Genomic DNA, 25,267 nt, shown 5'->3' on the forward strand with positions numbered 1-25,267 from the left:
TCTCCCTGAAATGTGGTGACTGATCCCTCTGCTGGTGCGGCAGGCGGGATCAGTCCGGGGAGAACGTCGGTTCCTCCGCGCGCACGGTGCGCGGCACGTCCTGCTGTTCGGTGCTGATGAGAGACGCTGTGGTGGTGGGCGGCCGCATCGCGTGCGGCAGCGTGCCCGCCGGAATCTGGGTGCTCGTGGCCGAACCCGCGCCGCTCTGCGGGAGCGTGCCGGGCATCGGCTGCTCGGCCTGCGGTTGCGGCTGGTGCGGGACGGGCACGGGGTTCGTGGAACGCGTCGTCAGCGGCGCCGGTGGCGGCTGTGGTGCTGCCTGCTGCTGGAACGTCTCGGCCTGAACGGGCACTTCGACGGGCCGCGCCGGCGTGGGTGCCGCCGGTGGTTCCGGTGCCTCGACGCGCGGCGCCGGCTTCGGCGGGACGGGCGCCTCGGGTTGCTGCTGCGGCCTGGTCTCGATCGTGAGACCGATGTCGGCGACGGGGAGCTTGACCTCGACCTTGAGCTGGTCGATCTCGACCCGGACGTCGGCGTTGGCCTGACCGGCGGCGCCCAGCAGCCAGGCGCCGGTCACCAGACCGGCGAGCAGGAAGAGCCGACGCAACCACGACATCGGCCCTCACCCTAGATCAAATGGAGCAGTCAGGCACGCAAAAAGGCCATCCCGGCGACCTGCGTCGCGGGGATGGCCTTCAGCAGCGTTCTGCGGTTACGGCAGCTGCGTGATGCGGTCGAGCGCGGGAGGCGCCTGGTTCGGGTGCGTCGACAGGTACGCGGAGAACGCGTCCAGGTCGATGCCACCACCGGTGATGTTCGTGCCCTTGGTGAACTCGCTGAAGCCGTCACCACCGCCCTGCAGGAAGCTGTTGATCGTCACGCGGTAGCTCGCGGCTGGGTCGAGCGGCACGCCGTTGAGCGTGACGTTCGAGACCTTCGAACCGAACGGCGCGGAGACCGACCAGCTGTACTTCAGGCCGGACGACGGCTGGAGCACGAACTGCCTGGCCGCGGTGAACTGCTGCTCCAGCACCGCCTTGATGTTCGCGCCGGTCAGCGTGACCGTCTGCAGGATGTTGCCGAACGGCTGGACGGTGAACGTCTCGCCGTAGGTGGCCACGCCGTTGCCCTCACCTGCGGGCGAGCTGGCGTACGTGAGGTCCGCACGGACGCCACCGGGGTTCATCAGCGCGAGCACCGCGCCGTTGCCCTTGGTGAGCTCCAGCTGCGAGTCGGCGATCAGGTTGCCGAGCGGCGACTCACCGGCGGGGTTCTGCGCCCGCACGATGTCCGCGCTGATCGTGCCGACCTGCCGGTTCGCGATCGGGGCCGACTTCGTCTTGGCGAGGTCGATGATCGACTGGATGGCGGGGTCCGGCGTGACCGTGCGCGTGACGATCTTGTTGTCGGCCTTGGTCTCGCCGCGGACCACGTCGCGCGTCCGGCGGTCGATCTTGAGGTCGACGACGCTCAGCTCACGCCCGAAGGCCAGGCCCTCGATGAACGGCCGCGGGTTGCCGGCCGGGTCCTTGACCACGCAGTTGTAGTGCTGGTGGCTGTGGCCGGAGAAGACCGCGTCGATCTTCGGGCTGACGTTCGCGGCGATGTAGCTACCGGGGTTGTTCGGCGCGACGTTGCACGCGTTGGGCCCACCGGTGGTCGCCGTGACCTGGTCGCCCTGGTGCACGAGGAGCACGATCGACTTGATGCCGATGGCGTCGAGGAGGTTGGCGTACTTGTTGGCCGCCTTCACCTCGTCGCCGAACTTGATGTCCTTGATGCCGTTCGGGTCGACCAGGATCGGCACGTCCTTGAGCGGCATGCCGATGAAGCCGATCGGAATCCCGTCGCGGATCTCCACCCAGAACGGCGGCAGAGCCGGCAGCCCGTGCTTCGCGTCCGTGACGTTCGCACCGAGGATCGGGAACTTCGCGCCCTCGTACTTGTCGCGGAACTGGCACCCGTCCACGGGGTGGCAGCCACCGCGCTGCATGCGCAGAAGCTCCTTGTAGCCCTCGTCGAACTCGTGGTTGCCCGCCGCGGTCGCGTCCATGCCGACCTTGTTGAGCACCTCGATCGTCGGCTCGTCGTGGAACAGCGCGGACACGATCGGCGACGCGCCGATCAGGTCACCCTGCCCGACGATGACGGAGTTCTTGACCTCGTTCTGGAGGTTCTTGATGTGCGTGGCGTTGAAGGCGGCACCACCGGCGTCGACGGTCGTGCCGTCCGGCAGGATGACGCGCCCGGACGACCCGGTGGGCGGCTCGATGTTGCCGTGCAGGTCGTTGATACCGATCAGGCGCACGTCAACCGTGCCCCGACCGCGCAGTGACTGGGCATCGGCCTGGGCTGCCCCGGTAGAGCTGATGACAGTGGCCGCGGCGGCGGTGATCGCCAGAACGGAAAGCCGTCTGAACGAACTCATGCGTGGAGCCTTTCGATGGCGTGGTTAACGCGCGTGTACGGCGGAGGAGTCTGCCTTCCGAACGCCACGTTTTCCAGAGCAATGACTGGATCGTCATGCTCAGGACTAACCTTGTTCGCGTGACACCAAGTGAGCAGGAGCCGCACTGGCTCGACGAGGGCGAGATGCGCGCCTGGCGCACCTACGTGAACGGTTCGTCCATGCTCATGGACCGCCTGCACCGAGAGCTGCAGGACACCCACGGAGTGTCACTGGCGGACTACGAGATTCTGGTCAGATTGTCCGAACAGCCAAACCGGCGCATGCGAATGACGCAACTCGCCGAGGACGTCGCCTCCTCGAAGTCACGCGTCTCCCACCAGGTCGCGCGCATGGAGAAGGCCGGCCTCGTCTCCCGCCGCGAGTGCACAGAGGACGGACGAGGCGTGCTCGCCGAACTGACCGCCGCCGGCATGGCGCAGCTGGTCGCGGCCGCCCCCACGCACCTGCGCGGCGTCCGCGAGCACATCGTCGACCTGATCACGCCCGAGGAGGGCGAGGTGCTGGCGAAGGTGTTCGACCGGGTCATGACACACCTGCGGGAGTCGAACGGCTAGGCTTTGTCGCTGACGCCAGTGGCGTCGGGGAAGCGTGGCAGAGCGGCCGAATGCACCCGCCTTGAAAGCGGGAGACGGGCAACCGTCCGGGGGTTCAAATCCCTCCGCTTCCGCAAGCGATCTTTTGGTATTAGTCGCGGCATGCAGACACAGGTGTGGCCCGCGATCCTTTCTCTGGTCGGAGTGCTGCTCGGCGGCGGTCTGTCCTTTCTGGTGCAGACCACCGTGCAGCGTCGCGTCGAACGCAATGAGCAGAGAAAGCTGGCCACCGAGCGCGCCGATGCGCGGCGCGTGGAGCAGTTGGAGCTGTTGCGGCAGTTCATCCGGGCCGGGCAGCAGGCCGAGCGGGCGGCTGAGGATCGGGACGACACGGCTGCGTGGAAGACGGCGGCGTTGGACGTCGTCGACGAGTTGTGGGTGTGTGAGCGGATGATCCACGTGCTTTTTGTGTCGTCGTTGCACGAGTTGGCGCGGGCGTATGTGAAGGCTCTCGATCACGTTCTTTGGCAGGAGCCCACCAATGGCTCGCTGTGGGATCACCTCAAGGGGCCCAAGGTCGCGTTCCTCGGCGCCGCGCGGGACGAGTTGAGCCGCTGAACGAAACGGCGGCGGCGCCCGCAGGCACCGCCGCCGTCATCGGATCAGCGAACTACGAGACGGCCAGGTGCGTGTGGTCGTCGTGTGCGGCGGTCTTCTGCAGTGCCGCGGACTTGCGGGCCTCTGCCCGCTTCGCGCGTGGCGGCACGCCGTTGACGTCCTCGGTCGAGACGCCGTAGGCCGCGGTCACGAAGGCGATGGCGCCCGCGTTGCGGCCGAGGGCCACTCGGTCGATGTTGCCGAGGTTGTCGCACTTCGAGTGGTAGCACGGGTCGTAGGCGACGCCTGCCGTGCCGCCCCACTTGGCTGCCTGTGCTGCGGTCTTGACGCCTTCGGCGCCGGTGAAGAGGCCGCCGGCCGGGATGCCCTGCGCGATGAACTCGCCGTAGTCGGAGCGGCCGGAGAAGTCCGTGCCTTCGGTCGGGACGCCCTTGGCGGTGAAGTAGTCGGCGAAGGCCTTCTCGATCTGGGCCGAGCCGTACGGGCCCGGGCCCGCGCCGGTGGCGTCGGAGTCGTCGCCGTCGTAGATGAAGTACGCGGCGTTCGGGGAGCCGACCATGTCGAAGTTCAGGTACAGCGCGATGTCGAGCTGCTGTTCGAACGTCTGCTGGCGGACCCACTCCTCGGAGCCGATCAGGCCGCGCTCTTCGGCACCCCACCAGGCGAACCGGATGGCGTTGTCGACCTTCGGGCGGGAGCCGAGCTGCAGGGCGGTCTCGAGCAGCGCGGCGGAGCCGGAGCCGTTGTCGTTGATGCCGGCGCCGAGTTCGACGCTGTCGAGGTGCGAGCCGGCCATGACGACGTTGTTCTTGCGGCCCGTGCGGGTCTCGGCGATGACGTTGCGCTGGGTGCGGCTCTCGGTGTGGAAGCGGAAGTCCACGGTGACCTGGGAGCCCGCCTTGCCGGCGAGCGTGGTGCCGTCGGCCTGGGAGACGCCTGCGGTCGGGATCTTGCCGGGGTTGGTCAGCGTCACGTTCGACAGCGGGCCCGCGACGTTGTTCGACACCAGCACGGCGATGGCGCCGGCGGCGAACGCGTTGAGGTGCTTCTGTTCGAACGTGCACGCGCCTCGGCGGATCAGGGCCACCGAGCCGGTGAAGTCCTGTCCGGCGAAGTCACTGGCCTCGCAACCCGGAGTGGCGTCCTCCGGGACCACGCGCAGCGGGCCGGTGATGCCGCCGGCCGGGGTCTGCGGCGACGCGGTCAGGATCAGCGCCTGGTAGTTCACGCCGTCGACGCGGGCGGTCTCGGCGTCGGTCACCGGGATGTCGAAGGTGAAGTTCGGCGTCGTGACGATGAAGCCCTCGTCGCGGAGCTTGCCCGCCACGTAGTCGACGCTGGCGTCGTAGCCGGGCGTCAGGGCCGCGCGGTTGCCGCCGTTGCGGTCGGCGAGACGCTGGAACGCGATCAGGTGCCGGTTGACACCCTCGACGGTCACCTTCTTCGCGAGCTTCTTGGCGAGTGCGGGGCCTGCCGGATCAGCGGCGGCGGACGCCGTGGCGGTAGGGGCTGCGACTAGTGCCGAGATGGCAAGCACAGTCGCCAGCTTGGTTCTGCCGGACATGAACGTTCCCCTTCGTTCGAGATGGCTGAACCCTCACAAAAGGGAGACCCACGACACAATCCGTCGGTCGGCGGGAGTTCAGCTGGTGATCAGCTGAACACACTCCGCTAGCCCGTCGACAGCGACCTTCCACTCCGGTCGCACGAAGTTCGCCTCGTCCAGACGCAATCGCACGTGCTCAAGGCGTTCGCCGCGCGGTGCTGCGCCGATCGTGCCGTCGTGCACGTAACCGAGCTTGGCGCTCACACGGTTGGACGCGTGGTTTCCCTGCCAAGCCGCCGAACGAGCGATGTGCGCGCCCAGGTGGTCGAACGCGAACTGCAGCACGGCGACACGCATCTCGGTACCGAAACCGTTGCCCTGGAACTCCTGGCCGAGCCACGAGCCGGTGTTCACCTCGCGCAGCACGCCGAAGTCGCGCGCGCCGACGTCCTGCACGCCGATCGCCCTGCCCTCGTGCCGGACGATGAAGCTGATCACCCAGTCGTTCGCGGCGAGCTTCGCGCGCTGACCCCAGAAGTGCTGGAGCAGGCCGCGCCCGCGGTCTTCGGGAAGCGTGTCGGTCCACGGCACGTAGAACGGCATCTCGGCCGGGTCGTGCACGCCCGCGAGTGCCACGTCGATGAGCTCGAACAACCCGGAGTCGTCGTCCGGGCGCAGCTCCAGGCGCGGAGTGCGGAGGACCAGATGTCGTAGCGGCCAGGCGTCCATGATCCGATGGTGCCGGACGTGTCGAGCGGTATTACGGTCGACTGCATGCGTGCCATCACTGTTCGCGAACCCGGCGGCCCGGACGTGCTCGAGTGGACCGAGGTCGCCGACCCGGTGCCCGGCCGGGGCGAGGTGCTGATCGACGTCGCCGCGAGCGCGGTCAACCGCGCGGACCTGTTGCAGCGGCAGGGTTTCTACCCGCCGCCGCCCGGTGCACCGGACATCATCGGGCTGGAGTGCTCCGGCACGATCTCCCAGCTCGGCGAGGGCGTGACCGGCTGGAACGTCGGCGACGAGGTGTGCGCGCTGCTGGCCGGCGGTGGCTACGCGGAGAAGGTCGTCGTGCCCGCGGCCCAGCTGCTGCCCGTTCCGAAGGGCGTCGACGTCGTCACGGCGGCCGCATTGCCCGAGGTCGCGTGCACGGTGTGGTCGAACGTCGTGATGGACGGCCGGCTCAAGCTCGGCGAGACGTTCCTGGTGCACGGCGGCGCGGGCGGCATCGGCACGCACGCCATCCAGGTCGCCAAGGCGCTCGGCGCGACCGTCGCGGTCACGGCCGGATCCGACGAGCGACTCGCGAAGTGCGCCGAACTCGGCGCGGACATCACGGTCAACTACAAGACCCAGGACTTCGTGGCCGAGGTGAAGAGCGCCGACGTCGTCCTCGACAACATGGGCGCCTCCTACCTCCCCCGCAACATCGACGTCCTCGCCCCCGACGGCCGGTTGATGATCATCGGCATGCAGGGCGGCGTGAAGGGCGAACTGCCGATCGGCAAGCTGCTGCAGAAGCGGGCGTCCGTCATGGCCACCGGGTTGCGTGGGCGCAGCATCGACAGCAAGGGCGCGATCGTGGCGCAGGTCCGCGAGCACCTGTGGCCGCTGATCGAGAGCGGCGCGGTCAAGCCGATCGTCGGCCAGGTGGTGCCGATGTCGAACGCAGCCGAGGCGCATCGCCTGCTGGAGGCCAGTGACGTCTTCGGGAAGGTCCTGCTCAAGCGGGAACGGTAGCCATGGCCAGCGAGGTCCGGGGAGCCGTGCGGAACTCCAGCCCGAACTCCTCGGACCACCGCGCCAGCACCGCCTGTTCGTCCGGCCGGTCGACGTCGTCTGCCAGCACCGTCGCCCCCGGCGCCAGCACGGCGCGCAGCACGGGCAACGCCGGATAGCGCGAGTCGCCGAACCCCGGCCCGTCGGCCAGGAGCAGGTCCACCAGCCCGAACCGCTCGACGTACCCGAGCACTTCGTCGTGCACCTGCTTCGGCGCGTACCACTGACCGTGCCGCGACAACGCCGCCGGATGCCTCGACAACGGCGCGTGCACGACACGGGCGACCGAGCCCAGACCTTCACGTCGTAGTTGCGAGGCAACGAAAGCGGCGATGCGCTCGTCGTGCTCGATCGACAGCAGGTGCCCGAAACCGCGCTGCTGCAACAAACGCGCCAGCAGAACCGAAGAAGTGCCACAGCCCAGTTGGACCAGGACAGTCCGTGCGCCGAGCACGATCTCGTCCATCACCGCGACGAGAGCCGCCGGCCGCAGGTCGCCGGACAGCACCGGCAGGTACTCGGTGTTCAGCGAACCGATGCGTTGCAGGGCCGAGAGATCAGCGAGCTCGCGAGCAAGCGAGTCGTCCAAGAATGATCTCCAAGCTCTCAGCCCAGTTCGGCCACCGCCCGCACCAGGTCGTCCATCTCGACTGCGTTCGTGTAGTGCGCGAGCCCGATGCGGATGGCGCCGCCGATCTCGCCGACACCCAGCACCGAGAACACCCCGTGCTGACCGGGATCGGCGAACGCGCAGACGCCCCGCGAAGCGAGGTGTTCGACGCCGTCCTCCGCCTTGACCCCGGCGATCGAGAACGCCAGCGCGGGCACCCGCCGCATGGCGTCGCCGATCACCATCACGTGCCGCAGCGAACGCAGTTCGTTGATGAGGTTAGCGAGCAGCCCGGCCTGGTAGGCCTTCACCGATCCCAACGACGTGAGCAACCGTTCACGGCGCGTGCCGGACGCCGCGTCGTCGAGGTCCGCGAGGTACTCGACGGATGCAACGAGACCGGCGAGCATCGGGTACGCGTGCGGGCCGAGCTCCAGCCGTTCCGGGCCGCGGGCCATCGGGTCGACCGAGACCGACGGCAGCCGTTCGAGCACCGACGGGTCGCGGAACACCAGCGCGCCGACCGGCGGGCCGCCCCACTGGCCGGCGGACAGGGCCACCACGTCAGCGCCCATGCCAACGATGTCCAACGGCACGAAAGGCGCCGCGGCGGAGGCGTCCACCACCATCAACGACCCGTGCGCGCGAGCCACCGCGGAGATCTTGCCGAGGTCCGGGCGGGTGCCGACCACGCCGGACGCCGCCGTGATGGCGATCAGCTTGGTGCGGTCGGTGACCAGTTCGTCGAACTGCCAGCTCGGCAGCTCGCAGGTCTCGATGTCGATCTCCGCCCACTTGACCGCGCTGCCGGTGCGCTGGGTGGCCCGCAGCCACGGCGCGATGTTCGCCGGGTGGTCCAGGCGGGAAACCAGGACCTCGTCGCCCATGAACCAGTCGTCGGTCATCGCGTCGGCGAGGCGCTGCAGCAGGACGGCGGAGGAGGGGCCCAGCACGACACCAGCGGGATCGGCCCCGACGAGGTCCGCCACGGACCTGCGAGCGGCGTCCACGATGCCCTGGGCCCGCTGGGAGGCCGGGAAGATGCCACCGGGTCCGGAGACCGGGGCGCGCAGCGCGGTGGAGACGGCGGTGGCGACCTGTTCGGGCACCTGCATGCCGGCCGGTGCGTCGAGATGGACCCAGCCGTCGCCGAGCGCGGGGAAGAGCCCTCGTACTCGTGCGACGTCGAACGCCATGACACACACCGTACGTATGCGAGCAAACACAGCAACGACCAGCCCCACCCGCTTTAGGGTCAAAACGTGAATCACGCGAGGATGGAGACCATGAACCAGGAGCAGCCCGTCGTAATCGTCGGCGGCCAGGACGGCGACATCGCCGACCTCGTCGAACAGCCGGCCAAGGTCATGCGGATCGGCACGATGATCAAGCAGCTGCTGGAGGAGGTCAGGGCGGCACCTCTGGACGAGGCCAGCCGCAACCGTCTCAAGGAGATCCACAAGCGGTCCATCGAGGAGCTCGAGGACGGCCTGGCGCCGGAGCTGCGCGAGGAGCTGGAGCGCCTGTCGCTGCCGTTCACCGAGGAGGGCACCCCGTCCGACGCCGAGCTGCGGATCGCGCAGGCTCAGCTCGTCGGCTGGCTGGAGGGCCTGTTCCACGGCATCCAGACGGCGCTGTTCGCCCAGCAGATGGCTGCTCGCGCCCAGTTGGAGCAGATGCGCGGCCGTGCCCTGCCCGCTGGCAGCGGTGGCGAGGGCGCCGAGGGTGGCATCACCGGGAAGGGCACCGGCCAGTACCTCTAGCCGGGACACCCGGTGGTGGTTCTACGATGCGCTGAACTTCCTGGGAGAGGAGCCATCGTGCTCGAGCAGGTGCGCCGTGCCCTGTCGGCGAAGCAACTGCGCCACAAGCTGCGTGTGAAGGCGATCGAGATCGTGGCGGACGCCGTGGCCCCCATCCGCGCGCAGGTCGACGACCTGCAACGCCAGGTGGACGCCCTGGGCCGGGAGGTGCGCGACGAGATCCGGCACCAGGGCGACCGGGCCGTCGACCAGGCCCGTCAGCTGGAGATCCGCACGCGCCGCGACCTGGTGTTCGCGGGTGAGCAGGAGGCGGCGCTGCAAAGCGCCAGGTTCGTGCGCGACAACATGCCGCACGCCCCTCAGTTCGGCCACCCCCACGAGACGCTGGAACACGCGCTGACGCTCGCCCCCGAGGGCGGGCTCGCGCTGGAGTTCGGCGTCTACCAGGGCACCACGCTGAAGATCATCGCTACCGCGCGCGGCGGCGAGGGCGTCTTCGGCTTCGACTCGTTCGAGGGCCTGCCGGAGAACTGGCGCAACGGCTTCCCCGCCGGCGCGTTCAACGTCGACGGCCTGCCGGAGGTGCCGGGCGCCGAGCTCGTCGTCGGCTGGTTCGACGAGGTGCTGCCGGAGTTCCTGGAGAAGAACGAGGGGCCGGTCACGTTCCTGCACGTCGACTGCGACCTCTACTCCTCCACGAAGACCGTGCTGGAGCTGGTCGGCCCGCGCCTGGTCGAGGGCAGCGTCGTCCACTTCGACGAGTACTTCAACTTCCCCGGCTGGATGGACCACGAGCACAAGGCGTGGACCGAGTACGTCGAGCAGACCGGGATCGAGTTCAGCTACGAAGCGTTCACCTACGACAACGAGCAGGTGACCATGCGGGTGACCAAGATCCCCGCTCGTTGACCACTCCGTGACGTACCGGCGTCCAGGTCCGATCTGAGACGCCGGTACGCTCAGTCCTCGTGCAAGCCACCAGTACCCTCGACCACCCCGAGGCGCCGCCTGCCATCTCCTCGCGCAGCTTCAAGCGCGCGTTCGCCGATGTGCGTGAGGCGTGGGACCACCGCGAGCTGTGGGGCCACCTCGGCTGGCAGGACATCAAGCAGCGCTACCGGCGATCGGTCATAGGTCCGTTGTGGATCACGATCTCGATGGGCACGACCGCCCTCGCGCTCGGCTTGCTGTACTCCGTGCTGTTCGACACGAACGTCCCGACGTTCCTCCCGTACGTCACGGTCGGCTTCATCGTCTGGAACTTCATCCTCGGCTGCATCACCGAGGGCACCGACGTGTTCATCGCGAACGAGGGGCTCATCAAGCACCTCCCCGCGCCGATCACCGTCCACGTGATGCGCATGGTGTGGCGCCAGGTGCTGTTCCTGCTGCACAACCTCGCGGTCTACGCGATCGTGCTGGCGATCTTCTTCACCTCGCTGAACCACCAGTACCAGATCAGTGAGGGCGGTCCCGTCCATCCTGGCCTGAGCTGGACGATCGTGCTCGCGATCCCCGGCTTCGCGCTGCTCGCGCTCAACGCGGTGTGGGTCGCGCTCGCCTTCGGCGTCATCAGCACCCGCTTCCGCGACATCCCGCCGGTCGTGACCAGCTTCATCAACCTGGTCTTCTTCATGACGCCGATCGTCTGGGACGCGGGCGTGCTGCAGAAGGTCACCGGCGGCGGCAGCAACGACTGGCGCATCCTGATCGCCGAGCTCAACCCCGTGTACCACTTCGTCGAGGTCGTCCGCGCCCCGCTGCTCGGCCACGCGGTCGACTGGCACCACTGGGCGATCGTCGGCGGCTTCACCGTGGCCGGCTGGGGGCTCGCGATGGTCATCCTGCGCAACTACCGCGCCCGCGTTTCCTACTGGGTCTAAAGGAGGTCGACTAACCATGGTCAGCATCGACGTCTGGAACGCATCGGTCGACTTCCCGATCTTCGACGCCAAGTCGAGGTCGCTGAAGAAGCTCGCGTTCGGCAAGGTCGGCGGCAAGATCGGCTCCGAGGGCCGGGTGCCGATCATCGAGGCGCTGCACGACATCTCGCTGTCGCTCAAGGACGGCGCGCGCGTCGGCCTGGTCGGCCACAACGGCGCCGGCAAGTCCACGCTGCTGCGCCTGCTCGCGGGCATCTACGAGCCCACGCGCGGCCAGTCGCGCATCGTCGGCAAGGTGGCGCCGGTCTTCGACCTCGGCGTCGGCATGGACCCGGAGATCTCCGGCTACGAGAACATCATGATCCGGGGCCTGTTCCTCGGCATGACCCGCAAGCAGATGGAAAAGCGCGTCGACGACATCTCGGAGTTCACCGAGCTCGGTGACTACCTGCAGATGCCGCTGCGCACCTACTCGACCGGTATGCGCGTGCGGCTCGCGCTCGGCGTGGTCACCTCGATCGACCCCGAGATCCTGCTGCTCGACGAGGGCATCGGCGCGGTCGACGCGGCGTTCATGGCGAAGGCCCGCGACCGCCTCAAGGACCTCGTCAAGCGCTCCGGCCTGCTGGTGTTCGCGAACCACTCCGACGAAACGCTGCTGGACTTCTGCGACAGCGCGATCTGGATGGACGAAGGCCGTGTCAAAATGCACGGCGGTCTGCGCGAGGTGCTCACCGAGTACAAGGGCTTCGACCCGTTCGAGCGGATGAGCACCGACCAGCTGGCCAGGCTCGGCTACTCCACTCCCGTCCTCAGCGGAAACGGCGGCGAATAGACAGTGAACCTCGAGGCACTGCCCAAGGGCTCCGTCGTCGCGGTGGTGGTCACCCGCCACCGCAGGGAGCTGCTGGCCGAGTCGCTGAAGGCGCTGGCCACCCAGACTCGCGTCCCCGACCACCTCGTCGTGGTCGACAACGGCCCCGACCAGCCGGTCAACGACCTGGTCGAGCAGTGCCCGCTGCCCACCACGTACCTCGCGTCGCACCGCAACCTCGGCGGCGCGGGCGGTTTCGCGCTCGGCATCCTGCACGCGCTCTCGCTGGGTGCGGACTGGGTGTGGCTGGCCGACGACGACGGCCGCCCGGCCGACGAGAACGTGCTGGCCGTCCTGCTCGAAGAGGCAGAGCGCCGCAACCTCGCGGAGATCTCGCCGGTCGTCACGAACATCGACTCGCCGGACAAGCTCGCGTTCCCGCTGCGCAGGGGCCTGACCTGGAAGCGCTCGGCCGCCGACCTCGGCACCGACTTCCTGCCGGGCATCGCCTCGCTGTTCAACGGCGCCCTGTTCCGCGCCTCGACGCTCGACGTCGTCGGCGTGCCGGACTACCGCCTGTTCTTCCGCGGCGACGAGGTCGAGGTCCACCGCCGCCTGGTGCGCAGCGGGCTGCCGTTCGGCACCTCGCTCAAGGTCGCCTACGTCCACCCGGACGGCTCGGACGAGTTCAAGCCGATGCTGGGTGGCCGGTTCCACGCACAGGACCCGGAGAACCAGATCAAGCGGTACTACACCTACCGCAACCGCGGGTACCTGCTGTCGCAGCCGGGCATGCGCAAGCTGGGCGCCCTCGAGGTGTTCCGCTTCGGCCTGTACTTCCTCGCGGTGAAGAAGGACCCGAAGGCGTTCGTCGAGTGGCTGAAGCTCGTGCGCCTCGGTCAGCGGGAGCGCTTCTTCCGCAAGTGACGTGATCTGCTGAGGGCGGAATCGCTGCGAGCGGAACCGCCCTCAGCACGGCACCGGAACGCGGTTTGCTGAACGCATGAGCCGACTCGTGCTGTTCCTCGCCGCCAATCCGAACCCCATCACCCTCACCGTCACCGACGAGACGCGCGACGACCTCGCGTCCCGGTTGACGCAGATCGTCCGCAACGGCCACACGCAGCCGATCGCGGCCCCGGACGGTCGTGAGTACGTCGTGAACTTCTCCAACGTCGTCGTAGCGCACTTCGAGTAACCGCTCGCGCACCCGACGTGATCGGAGTAAGACGGGATGAGTGATCTCCCGACGCAGACTTCTCTCTCTGGCCGGCGCGAGCGCGCTGCTCGCGGCGTGCGGTTCGAACACCGGCAGGGACGGCAGCGGCCAGGCCCTCAAGCAGTGGTACCACGCGTACGGCGAGCCCGGCGTCCAGCAGGCGGTGGAGCGCTACGCCAAGGCGTTCACCAAGACCCCGGTCGACGTGCAGTGGAACCCAGGCGACTACGACTCCAAGCTCGCGACGAGCCTGCTGTCCGACGGCGGACCGGACGTCTTCGAGTCCACCCCGCAGATCAGCTCGGTCCGGGCGGGCCAACTCGTGCCGCTCGACGACGTCTTCGGCGACGCGAAGAGCGACTTCACCGACTCGATTCTCGCGACGCACACCGTCGACGGGAAGATCTACGGCGTTCCGCAGGCCGTGGACATGCAGATGTTGTTCTACCGCAAGAGCTTCCTCCAACAGGCCGGGGTTCAGCCACCGTCCACTGTGGATGAGCTGATCGACGCGTCGAAACGCCTCACGAAGGACGGGGTGAAGGGGCTCTTCGCCGGCAACGACGGTGGCGGCGGCGTGCTCGGCGGGCCCGCGCTGTGGTCGGCGGGGCTGGACTACGTGCGCGACCACCAGGTCGGGTTCGACGATCCCGTTGCGGCGCAGGCGATCGGCAAGCTGCGCGAGCTCTACTCCAGCGGCAGCCTGCTGCTCGGCGCGGTGAAGGACTGGGCGGAGCCGGACGCGTTCACGCAGGGGCTGGTCGCCATGCAGTGGACCGGGTTGTGGACCGTGCCGGCGATCCAGAAGGCACTGGGCGACGACTTCGGCGTGCTGCCGTTCCCGAAGTTCTCGTCGTCCGGCAAGGCCAGCGTGCCGGTCGGGGCGTTCGGCGCGATGATCAACGCCAGGTCGAAGCGGATCGACGAGGCCAAGGAGTTCGTGAAGTGGCTGTGGATCGAGCGGACCGACTACCAGGAGGACTTCAACCTCAGCTACGGCTTCCACATCCCGCCGCGCAGGAGCATCTCGGAGAAGGCCTCGAAGCTGACCACCGGTGCGGCGGCTGACGCGGTGAAGTTCGTGCGGGACAACGCGAAGGCGTCCAACCCGCCGGACTGGACCTCGGTCATGCGGACCGCGTTCAACGACGCCGTGTCGCGGGTCGTGCGGGACGGCGCTCCGGTCGACGCCGAGATCAAGACCGCCGCGGGCAAGGCACGGGACGAGCTGAAGCGCCTGTACGGATGAGGCACGGACGCGCGTTCTGGTTGTTCGTCGGACCGTTCGCGGCAGGACTGCTCGTGTTCGTCTACGTGCCGATCGGGTGGAGCCTGCTGCTGTCGTTCTTCGACGCCCGCAACACGGTGACGCCCACGTCGTTCGTCGGGCTGCGCAACTACGCCGACATGCTGACCGACGAGCCTTTTCTGCGCAGCCTCGGCACGTTCAGCGTGTTCGCGGTGTTCATCGTGCCGCTGACGTTCGTGCTCGCATTGGCGCTGGCGTTGCTGGTGAACCAGATCAGCTTCATGAAGGCGTTCTTCCGGTCGGTGTTCTTCCTGCCGACGGCCTGTTCGTACGTCGTGGCGTCGCTGGTGTGGAAGCTGTCGATCTTCAACGGCGTGCGCTTCGGCCTCGCGAACACGGTGCTGGGGTGGTTCGGCGCCGAGCCGATCGCGTGGACGGTGTCGACGTCGCCACCCTGGTACTGGCTGGTGCTCGTGACGTTGCGGCTGTGGCTGCAGCTCGGGTTCTACCTGATCCTGTTCATCGCGGGCTTGCAACGAATTCCGCAGCACCTCTACGAGGCGGCGTGGATCGACGGGGCGTCACGCGGCTGGCAGACCCTGCGGTACATCACGCTGCCGCAGCTGCGCACGACGTCGATCGCGGTGCTGTTGTTGCTGCTCATCGCCGCGTACCAGGCGTTCGACGAGTTCTACAACGTGCTGGGCACCGACCGCGGCTACCCGCCGTTCGCACGGCCGCCGTTGATCTACCTCTACTACACGGCGCTCGGGTCCGGCGGGCAGGACTTCGGGCACGGCAGCGCGGGCGCGGTGATCCTGACCCTGCTGATCGCGGGCGTGACGTTGTTGCAGGGCAGGGTGATCACGCGATGAAGCTTCTGCGTTATCTCGCACTGTCGCTGGCGGCGGTGCTGTTCCTGATTCCGTTCTACCTGGTGCTGCGCAACGGTTTGGCGACCGAGCAGGAGATCACCGCGCCGACGTGGACGTTCTGGCCCGACGAGATCCACTGGGAGAACTTCGTTTCGCTGTTCTCCAACCCGGCCGTGCCCATGGTGCGCAGCATGGTCAACTCGCTGGTCGTCGCGGTGCTGCAGACGGCCGGTCAGCTGCTGCTGTGCGGACTCGCGGGGTACGGACTCGCGCGGATTCCGTACCGGTACTCGAACTTCGTGCTGTACCTGGTGATCGCGACGCTGATGATCCCGGCCGCGGTCACGTTCGTGCCGACGTTCGTGGTCGTCTCGACGCTGGGCTGGGTGTCCGACCTGCGCGGGCTGGTGATCCCGGGGCTGTTCAGCGGATTCACCACGTTCCTGTTCCGGCAGTACTTCCTGAACTTCCCCCGGGAATTGGAGGAGGCCGCGCGGATCGACGGGCTCGGCCACTGGGGCACCTACTGGCGGGTCGTCGTGCCGAACTCGAAGGGGTTCTTCGCGGCGCTCGGCGTGATCGCGTTCGTGACCAGCTGGAACCAGTTCCTCTGGCCGTTGGTGATCGCGCAGGACCAGGACTCGTGGACGGTGCAGGTGGCGCTGTCCACGTTCCTGACCTCGCAGTCGATCGACGTGACGCAGCTGTTCCTGGCGGCCGCCGTCTCCATCACGCCGTTGGTGGTGGTGTTCGTTGCGCTGCAACGGTTCCTGGTGCGCGGGGTGACGGAGACGGGGATCAAGGACTGATCAGTGGGTGACCAGCAGGAAGATGCTCGGCCCGAACCTCATCCTGGCCAGCGCGGGCTGTGCCGCCTTCTCCAGACCGAGCAGCACGCGGTGCGGCACGACCCTCTTCAACGCGCCCGACCGCAGGTTCGACACCGAGAGCGAACGCACGACCCGCAGCCCGGTGTCGGAGAGTTGCCTGGTCACGGTGTCGAGGTTGTGGTTGACGAACGGGATCTCGTCGTCGTGCCGGTTCTCCGGTGACCGGATGTCCACGGGCTCGGCGGGAACTCCCCTGCCGAGCCGGCGCAGGCGGTTGCGCGCGTGCCCGAGGTTGGCGACCTCGACGACGGCGGTGCCCTCCGGAGCGAGGATCCTGGCGATCTCGGCCAGTTCCGCGGTCGGGTCGGGCAGGTGGTGCATGACCCGGATCATCGTCACCAGGTCGATCGAGCCCGTCGCGAACGGCAGCCGCGCGGCCTGCGCCTGCACCCGCTCGATCCCCTTGCCGAGGAACTTCGCCGCCATGTCGAGCTGGCGACTGCTCGGCTCGGCCAGCGTCACGTGGTCCGCGTACTTCGGCAGCAACGCGGTGATGCGGCCGTAGCCCCCGCCCACGTCCACGGCGCGCGCGAAGTGCCGGGCTGCCAGCAGCCGGTCGATGGCGACGCGCTCGGCATCGTGCTCGTAGTCGCGGCCCTTCCAGTAGCCCAGGTAGTCGTGGGCCGGTCCGTCGTAGAAATCTGCTCTCCTGATATCCCCCATGCATCCCGGACGCCTGGCCGCGGGGTGAGGTTGCTCAGCGAAAAAGGCCCCCCGAAAGTTCGGGGGGCCTTTTGCACAGACGAGATCAGCTGTTGGCTTCGAACACCTTGCGCCACGACTCGACCGAGGTCAGCTCGGGCAGCGCGTCGCGGTACACCTTCTGCATCCGCGGCCACTCGGCCGACAGGCGGCGGTAGTTGCGGACCGCGCGCTTCATCAGCTGGCGGAACTCCTTCGGGTCGCGCTTGCGGAACGCGACGCCGCTGCCGTCGGCGTTGGACACGGTGGCGCTGTCCAGGTTGCCGAGGAGGAACCAGCGGGCATTGGACGCCGGCACGTTGATCTGCGGGCGCTCCGCCGTTGCCGCCTGCGGCTCGCGCAGGTTGTGCATGAGCGCCTTGGCCGCCTCGGACGCGATGGTGACCGGGTTCGTGGGCGGCGTCAGCATCTGCTCGGCGCGGACCATGTCGAACGTCGGCGCCGGGAACTCGCGCGCGGACGGGAGGACCTGGGCGTCCGAGTAGTGCTTGCGGAGCTCGCGGATCTCCGGCAGGGCCGTGCGCAGCGAGTCGAACAGCTTCGACGGGCCGGCCAGGAAGTCCTCGATCGCCTTCTGCTGCACGGCGACGGTCGAGTACTCCATGGAGAGCAGGTGCCGCAGCGACAGCTTCAGGCCCTGCTTGAGGAGCGTGGAGCGGACGTCGTACGGGCTGTGCAGCGCGGCGAGGACGAGCCGGTTGCGGGTGTGGAAGTACGCCTGCCAGTCGGTGGCGTCGTTCTTGTCCGTCCACGGCATGTGCCACACGGCCGAGCCGGGCAGCGAGACCGTCGGGTAGCCGCGCTCCAGGGCGCGCAGCGAGTACTCCGCGTCGTCCCACTTGATGAACAGCGGCAGCGGGTAGCCGGTGCGCTGCACGACCTCACGCGGGAACAGGCACATCCACCAGCCGTTGTAGGTGGCGTCGATGCGGGCGTGCAGTTCCTCGGTCTCGCGCAGCGACTCGGTGCCGAAGTCGTGGTCGGTGAGCGCGCCGGGTGCTGCCCGCCAGTAGCAGGTGCCCAGGTCGACGACCTCGCCCATGCTGTGCAGGCGGGAGCGGGCCTGGAGGTTCAGCATGTGCGAACCGACGATGACCGGCTGGGCGGCGGCGCGCGCGAACGCGTTGGAGCGCAGGACGGCGTCCGGCTCCAGGCGGATGTCGTCGTCCATCAGCATGATCTGGTCGGCGTCGGTGTGCTCGATCGCCTCGTACAGACCGCGGGTGAAGCCGCCGGAGCCACCGAGGTTGTCCTGCTCGATGATCTCCAGCTTGTCGCCGAGGGCCTTGACGGCCTCGTCGTAGCCGGGGGTGTCGCGGACCTTCACGGAACCCTGGTCGGCGACGAAGACCTTCTTCAGCACCGCGAAGACGGCCGGGTCCTCACCGAGGGCGCGCAGCGCGATGACCGCGTCGACCGGGCGCATCGTCGTCATGCCGATGGCGACGGTCTGCGCCGGCAGCGGCTGCTCGGTGGTCCACGCGGCGTCGTCGATCTCCATCGTGGTGTCGTCGGTGAAGACGTCGAACCAGATCCAGCCGCCGTCCTCGAACGGCTTGAGCGACACCGTCAGCGCGACGTCGAACCACGCCTTCGGGCTGCGGATGACCTGGCCGTCGAGGTGGATGATGTCGCCGTTGGGCTTCGAGCGGTAGACGTCGATGCGACCGGCGCCGCGCACGCGCATGCGCAGCACGACCTCTTCGACGACCGTCCAGCGCTTCCAGTAGCTCGCGGGGAACGCGTTGAAGTACGAAGCGAACGACACCTTGGCCGAGGTCTGAACCGTCACCGCGCGGCGGCCCGAGACGTGGCTGTGCACGTTGGCCGGCTCGTCGAGGTAGAGCGGACGCACGTCCAGCGGGTCCTCGTCCCGCGGCATGATCACCCGCTGAAGAACCTGGGTCGGGTTGATCTTGGTGGCGCTTGCGGCTTTGGCCTGCTCGGTCACGTGCTTCCTCCGGCGAACCGAATTCGGGCGGTTCGGGTCAGCTTCATGGATGGCTACCGCCACAGAGAGTCGTGGCGCGGCGCGTCAAGCGCCCATAGTACTCATTGTCCAATGACGAACGCCCGGCCGCACAGGTTGTACGGCCGGGCGAAATGCGTCTAAACCGACATCAGTCGAGGTCGCCGTTGATGGCGGAACCCTCGGTCAGGTGCGGCGCGATCTTGTTGTCGAACGCGCTCAGAGCAGCGCCGATCGCCATGTGCATGTCGAGGTACTTGTAGGTGCCCAGACGGCCGCCGAACAGCACGTTCTTCTCGGCGGCTTCCTTCTTCGCCAGCACGCGGTACCGCTCGAGCTTCTCGCGGTCCTCGGCGGTGTTGATCGGGTAGTACGGCTCGTCGTCCTTCTCCGCGGCACGGGAGAACTCGCGGACGATGACCGTCTTGTCCTTCGGGTAGTCCCGCTCCGGGTGGAAGTGGCGGAACTCGTGGATGCGGGTGTACGGGACGTCCGCGTCGTTGTAGTTCATGACCGGCGTGCCCTGGAAGTCGCCCGTCTGGACGACCTCCTGCTCGAAGTCGAGCGTGCGCCAGCCGAGCCAGCCCTCGGAGTAGTCGAAGTAGCGGTCGACCGGACCGGTGTAGACGATCGGCGTGCCCGCCGGGATCTCGTCCTTCACGTCGAAGAAGTCCGTGTCGAGGCGGACCTCGATGTTCTCGTGCTCCGCCATCTTCTCGAGCCACGCGGTGTAGCCGTCGACCGGCAGGCCCTCGTAGGTGTCGTTGAAGTAGCGGTTGTCGAAGTTGTAGCGGACCGGGAGGCGGCTGATGACCGCGGCCGGCAGCTCCTTCGGGTCGGTCTGCCACTGCTTCGCGGTGTAGTCGCGGATGAAGGCCTCGTACAGGGGGCGGCCGACCAGCGAGATCGCCTTCTCCTCGAGGTTCTTCACGTCCTTGCTGTCGATCTCGGACGCCTGCTCCGCGACCCACGCGCGAGCCTCGTCCGGGGACAGGTACTTGCCGACGAACTGGGTGATCAGCCCGAGGCCCATGGGGAACTGGTACGCCGTGCCGTTGTGCATCGCGAACACGCGGTGCTGGTAGCCGGTGAACTCGGTGAACTGGTTGCAGTACTCCCAGACCCTCTTGTTCGAGGTGTGGAAGAGGTGCGCGCCGTAGCGGTGCACCTCGATTCCTGTCTCGGGCTCAGCCTCCGAGTACGCGTTGCCACCGATGTGGGAACGACGTTCCAGAACGAGCACCCGCTTGTTCAGCAAGGAGGCGGTGCGCTCGGCAACGGTCAGCCCGTAGAAACCGGAACCGACGACGATGAGGTCAAAACCAGCGAAGCTCACGAACGTGGAGGGTACCGGCCCTCCCAGGCGTGTTCCCAACACCCCCTCCGCGAATCGCACTGCCCTTGATCAGCTAAAACGCGTGCGACAGGCCGTCGGACGGCGTTCAGCCCGTTCGGGATAGCCTTGCCGGTGTCATTCGCGGGGCCATCCCGCACATCCACTTGCAGAGCAACCATGGGTGGTCTTGTGCCGACCGAAGCGAGCACGTTGCTGACCGTGGCGACGATCGGGACGTATCTCGCCGTCCTGTGGCTGCCGGGCGGACTCGCCGCCGCGGCAGCGGGTGTGCGCGGCTGGGCGCTCGCCGCCAGCGCGCCCGTGTTCACGTACCTGATCGCGGGCCTCGCCGGTCCGTGGCTGTGGAAGATCGGGATCCCGTTCAACGTCTGGACGTTCCTGGTCACCACGGTGGTCGTGATCCTGCTGTTCGCCGCCGCGCGCTGGTTCGTGGTGCGCCGCAGCGGTCCGATCGAGCGCACGCCGTCGCCGTGGAACCGCAGCGCGCACATCGCAGTGGCCGTGACGCTGCTGGCCGCCGCCGTCGTCGGGTTCGCCGTGCTGATGGCCGCGATGCGCTGGGACCTCAACTCGATCCCGCAGGACTGGGACGCCGCCTACCACGCGAACGGCATCCGCTACATCGCCGAGACCGGCGAGGGCAGCCTCTACGCGACCGGCAAGGTCAACTGGTACGAGCTTCCGGACGGCGTCTTCTACCCGAACGCCTACCACCTGGTCGGCGCGCTCGTGTTCAAACTGACCGGTGCCGCCGTGCCGGCCGTGCTGAACGCCAGCACGATCATGTTCCCCGGCATCCTCGCGCTGACCCTGGTCGCGATGATCCGGCACTTCAACGGCCGTGCGATGACCGCCGCGTTCACCGCGCTCATCACCGTCGCCTGCACCAGCGCCACCTACGACAACCTGTGGCGCGGCCCGCTGCTGACGTTCACGCTCGGCATCGCGGTCATGCCGGTGCTGGCCATCGCGATGGACGCGTACCTCAAGCGGGCGGCACTCGACACCGGCATCTTCTTCGGCGGTGTCGCGGTCGGCCTGCTCGCGATCCACTCCAGCACGTTGTTCGGCGGCATCCTGTTCGTGCTGCCGATGTTCATCCAGCGCTGGTGGGGCCACCTCGGGCTGATCTGGCGGGACGCGCTGAAGCTGATCGTGCCCGCGGTCGTGGCGATCGTCGTGACGCTGCCGCACCTGCTCGGCGCGCTCGCGGTCGGCGGCAAGATCGCGATCGTGGACTGGCCGTCGACGTTCCCGGTGAGCCAGTCGGTCGGCTCGCTGCTCACGTTCCAGCACGTCATCGCGTTGCCGCAGTACTGGCTGGCGCTCGCGCTGTGGGTCGGCCTGATCTTCGCCTCGCGTCTCGGCGAGCTGCGCTGGCTGCTCGGTTCGGCGGCGTTCTTCGGCGGGGTGTGGGTGCTGACCGCGTCCTACTCGCAGCCGTGGGTCGCGAAGCTGACCAGCCCGTGGTGGAACGACCAGTGGCGGCTCATCGCGCTGGCGTGCGTGCCGCTCGTCGTCGTGGCGGGGCACGGCCTGGCGCAGGTGTACGACTTCGTGAAGGCCGGCGCGGCTCGCGTGAAGGTGCCCGCCGGTGTCTCCGGGTACGTCGCCGGTGGCCTGGTCATCGCGGTGTTCGCGCTGGTCAGCCAGGGTCTGTACTTCAACCTCAACGCGAACCAGGTCAAGCAGGGCTACGGCAACCAGCCCGGCGCCGACCGGCACGACATGGTGGTCAGCCCGACCGAGGTGCTCGCGTTCCAGGAGCTCGCCAAGCTGGTCAAGCCGGGCGAGCGGGTGCTCAACGACCGCAGGGACGGCACCGTCTGGATGTACGCGCTCGCGGGCGTGCAGCCGGTCGTCGGCCACTACGACGGGTCGGCCGAGTCGCCGGCGGTGCACACGCTGCAGGCCGAGTTCAACGACTACGCGAACGACCCCGCCGTGCGTGAAGCGGTGAAGCACCTCAACGTCCGCTACATCATCGTGGACGTCGGCTACGTGCACGGTGGCAAGGACCGCGTGGACGGCCTGGAGAACCTCGACGGCAAGCCGTTCGTGCAGAAGGTCTTCTCCAACCAGGACTCGACGATCTACAAGCTGGTGCCGGAGCCGGGCGCTCCCGTCAGTCCCTGAACTCGAAGTCGACTAGGCCGGGGAGGACGTCCCCGGCCACCTGCTCCAGCACGGTCTCGTGGCCGAAGTAGACGCCCTCGCTGCGCGGCCAGTGCACGATCAGGTCGGTGAACCCGAGGTCGCGGGCCCGTCCGGCGGCGTCCTGGAACGCCTCGACGCTCGTCAGCGAGTACACCGGCGACGAGTCGAGGTTCAGGTACCTGTCGATGGTGCCCTTGGCCCGGTTGATCGAGGCGAGTTCCTCGTTGAACCGCTTGGTCACCTTCGCGACGCCACGCCACCAGGTCTCGTAGTCGGGGCTGTCGAGCTGCCGGGAGCCGGTGGTGATCCAGCCGGTGCCGTAGCGGGCGGCGATGCCCATGGCCTTGGGCCCGTCGGCGGCGATGACGAACGGGACGCGCGGCCGCTGCACGCAGCCGGGGTGCCCGCGAGCCTCGTCCGCGGTGAAGAACTCGCCCTTCCAGGTCGTCTTGTCCCTGGTCAGCAGCAGGTCGAGCAGCTCGACGAACTCGCCGAACCGCTGGGTGCGCTGCGGGGCCGTGAGCTCGGGGGCGCCGATGGCGTCGGAGTCGTAGCTGCCCGTGCCACCGGAGCCGATGCCGACGTTCAGGCGGCCGTCCGAGAGATCGTCAAGAGTCAAGATCTCGCGCGCGAACGGCACCGGGTGCCGGAAGACGGGTGAGGCGACGAGCGTGCCCAGCCGGATCTTCGACGTGACCATCGCGGCGGCGGTGAGCGTGGGCACGGCGGAGAACCACGGGCCGTCGACGAGCGTGCGCCACCCCAGGTGGTCGTACGTCCACGCGTGGGAAAAGCCCAGCTCCTCGGCTGCGCGCCACTTCGGCTCCGCCACCCACCAGCGGTACTCGGGGAGGATCACCACACCAACTCGCACCGGCTGACATTAGCGAACGAGTTACGTCGACCGGCGAATCCGCCATCAGCGAGGATGGACGTCGTGGAGAAACCGGCACTGGTGGCATCGGACGTCGACGGAACGATTCTCGGCACGAACGAGCAGGTGAGCGACCACACGGCCGGGGTGGTGGGCAGGGTGCTCGCGGACCGCACGCCGTTCGTGCTGGTCAGCGGCCGTCCGCCGAGGTGGATGCCGCGCATCGCGAACGCGCTGGGCGTCTCCGGCTACGTCGTCTGCGCGAACGGCGCGGTGCTCTACGACCTCGACGAGGACCGCGTGATCTGGCAGCGCGGCATCAGCCCGGTGCGGCTGACCGACCTGGCCCACGCCCTCGACACGGCGATCCCGGGGTGTGCGGTGGCCGCGGAACGGGTCGGCGAGCGGGCCGCGGACGTGCAGGCGTTCGTCGCGGAGAAGGAGTACCGGCACGCCTGGCCGGAGGCGCACGACCTCGCGCCCCGGGCCGAGGTGCTCGGGCACACGGCGATCAAACTGCTGGTCAGGCGCGTGGAGATGACCAGCGCCGAGATGGCGGCCGCGGCGACGGCCGTGCTGGGTGACGAGTTCGCCATCACGTACTCGACCAACGCGGGCCTGATCGAGGTGTCCGAGAGGGACGTGACCAAAGCCACCGGCCTGGCCGACGTCTGCGCACGGCTGGAGGTCGCGGCCGAGGACGTCATCGCGTTCGGGGACATGCCGAACGACATCCCGATGCTGCGGTGGGCCGGACACGGTGTCGCCATGGCCAACGCGCACCACGAGCTGCTGGAGGTGGCCGACGAGGTCACCGGCACGAACGACCAGAACGGCGTGGCCCAGGTCCTGGAGCGCTGGTTCTAGAAAGCAAAAAGCGCCGCACCCGTCGGGGTGCGGCGCTTTCGTCGTTCGGTCAGTCCTCGGCGGGAACCGGCACGGGAACGCCGCGCCGCTTCTGCACGTAGGCCACGAGCGTGGCCGAACCGGCGGCGGCCAGGTCGGCGATGGTGAACATGAGGCGCGAGACCAGCGCCAGCGCGATGGCCTGCGGCAACGGCAGCACGGTCGCGATGGTGCCGGTGATGACGAGCTCACGGGCGCCGATGCCCGACGGCAGGAAGAACGCGAGCAGGCCCGCGGTCATCGACAGGGCCATGGCGCCGGTCGACAGGATCAGCGTGTCCCAGCGCGGCGAGCCGAGCGAGTTGACCAGCAGCCACAGGTGCACGCCGTAGCAGAGGTAGATGGCGACGGCCGTGCCCAGCGCCTTGAGGATCTCCTTGCCGGTGAAGCGACGCTCGATGGGCGCCTTGCGCAGGACCTTCAGCACCAGGTTGACCGACCAGGTCAGCAGGCGCGGGTGCAGGAACGGCAGGCCGACGAGCAGCAGCAGGAACAGCCACAGCAGCTGGTTCGCCTCTGGACGGCCGGACAGCATCACGGGCAGCGCGGCGAGGCCGGCGATCAGCGACGCGAGCACGCCCATGCCGGTCGCGACCAGGCCCGCGGTGAAACTGCGCGCCCGGTTGACGCCCGCCTCACGGGCGAGCTCCATCGAGAGCAGGACGGCCCAGACGGCGCCGGGGACGTACTTGCCCAGCTGGCCGACGAGGTAGAACTTCGACGCGTCGGCGAACCGGACGGGAGCGCCCAGGTCGGACAGCACGATCTTCCAGACCAGCGGGCCCAGGAAGATGCCGACGAACACCGCGACCAGCGACAGCACGACCGACTGCCACGGCAGCTTGACCAGCTCGGGGTAGACCTTGTCCCACTGGGAGTAGACCGACCACGCGGCGGCGGCGAGCACGGCCACGATCAGCACGCGCTTCGCCCAGGCGATGACCACTGCCTTGCGTGTGTTGGCCGGAGCCGGAGGTTCGACCTTCTCAGCGTCGGTGGCAGCCACGTCGGGCTCGACGGTCATCGGTTCTCCGCTTCCTGCTTCGCTTCCCA

General features: G+C 68.3%; 25 protein-coding genes and 1 tRNA gene. 15 read left to right on the top strand and 11 right to left on the bottom strand.

What is annotated here, in order from left to right; all coding sequences use genetic code 11:
• Nucleotides 1-49: 49 nt before the first annotated feature.
• Both ACIQF0_RS17890 and ACIQF0_RS17895 read right to left on the bottom strand, forming a co-directional pair.
• Nucleotides 50-616 carry a hypothetical protein gene (locus ACIQF0_RS17890; RefSeq protein WP_401030630.1) on the bottom strand — a complete coding sequence of 189 codons (567 nt, stop codon included), beginning with the start codon at nucleotides 614-616 and terminating at the stop codon, nucleotides 50-52.
• 96 nt (nucleotides 617-712) lie between these two features.
• A complete protein-coding gene (locus tag ACIQF0_RS17895; RefSeq protein ID WP_401030632.1) occupies nucleotides 713-2,428 on the bottom strand; it encodes a bifunctional metallophosphatase/5'-nucleotidase in 1,716 nt (571 codons plus the stop codon).
• Between the two features lie 164 nt (nucleotides 2,429-2,592).
• On the opposite strand from ACIQF0_RS17895, the gene ACIQF0_RS17900 reads away from it, so the two are divergent.
• From ACIQF0_RS17900 to ACIQF0_RS17910, 3 genes are all read left to right on the top strand, one after another.
• Nucleotides 2,593-3,024, top strand: coding sequence for a MarR family transcriptional regulator (locus tag ACIQF0_RS17900; protein WP_360048018.1), 432 nt, complete (start codon nucleotides 2,593-2,595; stop codon nucleotides 3,022-3,024).
• A 28-nt stretch (nucleotides 3,025-3,052) separates the two neighbouring features.
• Nucleotides 3,053-3,137 (top strand) — tRNA-Ser (locus tag ACIQF0_RS17905).
• A gap of 28 nt (nucleotides 3,138-3,165) precedes the next feature.
• On the top strand, nucleotides 3,166-3,621 hold the full coding sequence (locus ACIQF0_RS17910) for a hypothetical protein (RefSeq protein ID WP_401030634.1): 456 nt from the start codon (nucleotides 3,166-3,168) through the stop codon (nucleotides 3,619-3,621).
• A gap of 52 nt (nucleotides 3,622-3,673) precedes the next feature.
• Here the strand turns inward: ACIQF0_RS17910 and ACIQF0_RS17915 are convergent, their stop codons facing one another.
• Nucleotides 3,674-5,185: a M28 family metallopeptidase gene (locus ACIQF0_RS17915; protein ID WP_401030635.1), complete on the bottom strand. Its 1,512-nt coding sequence runs from the start codon at nucleotides 5,183-5,185 to the stop codon at nucleotides 3,674-3,676.
• 78 nt (nucleotides 5,186-5,263) lie between these two features.
• Nucleotides 5,264-5,896 carry a GNAT family N-acetyltransferase gene (locus ACIQF0_RS17920; RefSeq protein ID WP_401030637.1) on the bottom strand — a complete coding sequence of 211 codons (633 nt, stop codon included), beginning with the start codon at nucleotides 5,894-5,896 and terminating at the stop codon, nucleotides 5,264-5,266.
• Nucleotides 5,897-5,941: 45 nt separating this feature from the next.
• On the opposite strand from ACIQF0_RS17920, the gene ACIQF0_RS17925 reads away from it, so the two are divergent.
• Nucleotides 5,942-6,907, top strand: coding sequence for an NAD(P)H-quinone oxidoreductase (locus tag ACIQF0_RS17925; protein ID WP_401030639.1), 966 nt, complete (start codon nucleotides 5,942-5,944; stop codon nucleotides 6,905-6,907).
• Here the strand turns inward: ACIQF0_RS17925 and ACIQF0_RS17930 are convergent.
• Together ACIQF0_RS17930 and ACIQF0_RS17935 are read right to left on the bottom strand one after the other, a co-directional pair.
• On the bottom strand, nucleotides 6,891-7,535 hold the full coding sequence (locus tag ACIQF0_RS17930; protein ID WP_360047984.1) for a class I SAM-dependent methyltransferase: 645 nt from the start codon (nucleotides 7,533-7,535) through the stop codon (nucleotides 6,891-6,893). The genes ACIQF0_RS17925 and ACIQF0_RS17930 overlap by 17 nt on opposite strands.
• A 17-nt stretch (nucleotides 7,536-7,552) precedes the next feature.
• Nucleotides 7,553-8,752: a cysteine desulfurase-like protein gene (locus ACIQF0_RS17935; protein ID WP_360047986.1), complete on the bottom strand. Its 1,200-nt coding sequence runs from the start codon at nucleotides 8,750-8,752 to the stop codon at nucleotides 7,553-7,555.
• A gap of 90 nt (nucleotides 8,753-8,842) precedes the next feature.
• Here ACIQF0_RS17935 and ACIQF0_RS17940 point away from each other — a divergent pair, with 90 nt between their 5' ends.
• The 9 genes from ACIQF0_RS17940 (at nucleotide 8,843) to ACIQF0_RS17980 (ending at nucleotide 16,168) form a co-directional block, all read left to right on the top strand.
• Nucleotides 8,843-9,319 carry a bacterial proteasome activator family protein gene (locus ACIQF0_RS17940; RefSeq protein ID WP_382442309.1) on the top strand — a complete coding sequence of 159 codons (477 nt, stop codon included), beginning with the start codon at nucleotides 8,843-8,845 and terminating at the stop codon, nucleotides 9,317-9,319.
• 57 nt (nucleotides 9,320-9,376) lie between these two features.
• Nucleotides 9,377-10,228: a class I SAM-dependent methyltransferase gene (locus tag ACIQF0_RS17945; protein ID WP_401030642.1), complete on the top strand. Its 852-nt coding sequence runs from the start codon at nucleotides 9,377-9,379 to the stop codon at nucleotides 10,226-10,228.
• A 59-nt stretch (nucleotides 10,229-10,287) separates the two neighbouring features.
• On the top strand, nucleotides 10,288-11,202 hold the full coding sequence (locus ACIQF0_RS17950; protein WP_401030644.1) for an ABC transporter permease: 915 nt from the start codon (nucleotides 10,288-10,290) through the stop codon (nucleotides 11,200-11,202).
• A 16-nt stretch (nucleotides 11,203-11,218) separates the two neighbouring features.
• Nucleotides 11,219-12,037 carry an ABC transporter ATP-binding protein gene (locus ACIQF0_RS17955; RefSeq protein WP_360047992.1) on the top strand — a complete coding sequence of 273 codons (819 nt, stop codon included), beginning with the start codon at nucleotides 11,219-11,221 and terminating at the stop codon, nucleotides 12,035-12,037.
• Between the two features lie 3 nt (nucleotides 12,038-12,040).
• Nucleotides 12,041-12,943, top strand: coding sequence for a glycosyltransferase (locus tag ACIQF0_RS17960; RefSeq protein WP_093594703.1), 903 nt, complete (start codon nucleotides 12,041-12,043; stop codon nucleotides 12,941-12,943).
• A gap of 76 nt (nucleotides 12,944-13,019) precedes the next feature.
• Nucleotides 13,020-13,214 carry a hypothetical protein gene (locus ACIQF0_RS17965; protein WP_093594705.1) on the top strand — a complete coding sequence of 65 codons (195 nt, stop codon included), beginning with the start codon at nucleotides 13,020-13,022 and terminating at the stop codon, nucleotides 13,212-13,214.
• A gap of 40 nt (nucleotides 13,215-13,254) precedes the next feature.
• Nucleotides 13,255-14,484 (top strand): ABC transporter substrate-binding protein, encoded by a 1,230-nt coding sequence (locus ACIQF0_RS17970; RefSeq protein WP_401030647.1) that lies wholly within the window; start codon nucleotides 13,255-13,257, stop codon nucleotides 14,482-14,484.
• Nucleotides 14,481-15,359: a sugar ABC transporter permease gene (locus ACIQF0_RS17975; protein ID WP_360047995.1), complete on the top strand. Its 879-nt coding sequence runs from the start codon at nucleotides 14,481-14,483 to the stop codon at nucleotides 15,357-15,359. The genes ACIQF0_RS17970 and ACIQF0_RS17975 overlap by 4 nt, the downstream gene beginning before the upstream one ends.
• Entirely contained in the window at nucleotides 15,356-16,168 is an 813-nt protein-coding gene (locus ACIQF0_RS17980) for a carbohydrate ABC transporter permease (protein ID WP_401030648.1), read from the top strand. Before ACIQF0_RS17975 ends, ACIQF0_RS17980 begins: the two co-directional genes overlap by 4 nt.
• Here the strand turns inward: ACIQF0_RS17980 and ACIQF0_RS17985 are convergent, their stop codons facing one another.
• From ACIQF0_RS17985 to glf, 3 genes are all read right to left on the bottom strand, one after another.
• Complete coding sequence (locus tag ACIQF0_RS17985) at nucleotides 16,169-16,912, bottom strand: class I SAM-dependent methyltransferase (RefSeq protein ID WP_401030650.1); 744 nt, start codon at nucleotides 16,910-16,912, stop codon at nucleotides 16,169-16,171.
• Nucleotides 16,913-16,997: 85 nt separating this feature from the next.
• Complete coding sequence (locus ACIQF0_RS17990) at nucleotides 16,998-18,902, bottom strand: glycosyltransferase (protein ID WP_401030652.1); 1,905 nt, start codon at nucleotides 18,900-18,902, stop codon at nucleotides 16,998-17,000.
• A gap of 169 nt (nucleotides 18,903-19,071) precedes the next feature.
• Complete coding sequence (glf, locus tag ACIQF0_RS17995; protein ID WP_360048000.1) at nucleotides 19,072-20,256, bottom strand: UDP-galactopyranose mutase; 1,185 nt, start codon at nucleotides 20,254-20,256, stop codon at nucleotides 19,072-19,074.
• 189 nt (nucleotides 20,257-20,445) lie between these two features.
• Between glf and ACIQF0_RS18000 the strand changes: the two genes are divergently transcribed.
• The gene (locus ACIQF0_RS18000; RefSeq protein ID WP_401030654.1) at nucleotides 20,446-22,413 is read left to right on the top strand and encodes a DUF6541 family protein; all 1,968 of its coding nucleotides are present in this window, start codon (nucleotides 20,446-20,448) and stop codon (nucleotides 22,411-22,413) included.
• On the opposite strand, the gene ACIQF0_RS18005 is transcribed toward ACIQF0_RS18000, so the two are convergent.
• Nucleotides 22,403-23,308, bottom strand: coding sequence for an LLM class flavin-dependent oxidoreductase (locus tag ACIQF0_RS18005; RefSeq protein WP_401030656.1), 906 nt, complete (start codon nucleotides 23,306-23,308; stop codon nucleotides 22,403-22,405). The genes ACIQF0_RS18000 and ACIQF0_RS18005 overlap by 11 nt on opposite strands.
• Before the next feature lie 54 nt (nucleotides 23,309-23,362).
• On the opposite strand from ACIQF0_RS18005, the gene ACIQF0_RS18010 reads away from it, so the two are divergent.
• On the top strand, nucleotides 23,363-24,175 hold the full coding sequence (locus tag ACIQF0_RS18010; RefSeq protein ID WP_401030658.1) for an HAD family hydrolase: 813 nt from the start codon (nucleotides 23,363-23,365) through the stop codon (nucleotides 24,173-24,175).
• A 49-nt stretch (nucleotides 24,176-24,224) separates the two neighbouring features.
• Here the strand turns inward: ACIQF0_RS18010 and ACIQF0_RS18015 are convergent, their stop codons facing one another.
• On the bottom strand, nucleotides 24,225-25,238 hold the full coding sequence (locus ACIQF0_RS18015; RefSeq protein WP_360048006.1) for a lysylphosphatidylglycerol synthase transmembrane domain-containing protein: 1,014 nt from the start codon (nucleotides 25,236-25,238) through the stop codon (nucleotides 24,225-24,227).
• Nucleotides 25,239-25,267 lie beyond the last annotated feature (29 nt).

This window comes from Lentzea sp. NPDC092896, assembly GCF_044754905.1.
In the GTDB taxonomy this organism is placed as follows: domain Bacteria; phylum Actinomycetota; class Actinomycetes; order Mycobacteriales; family Pseudonocardiaceae; genus Lentzea.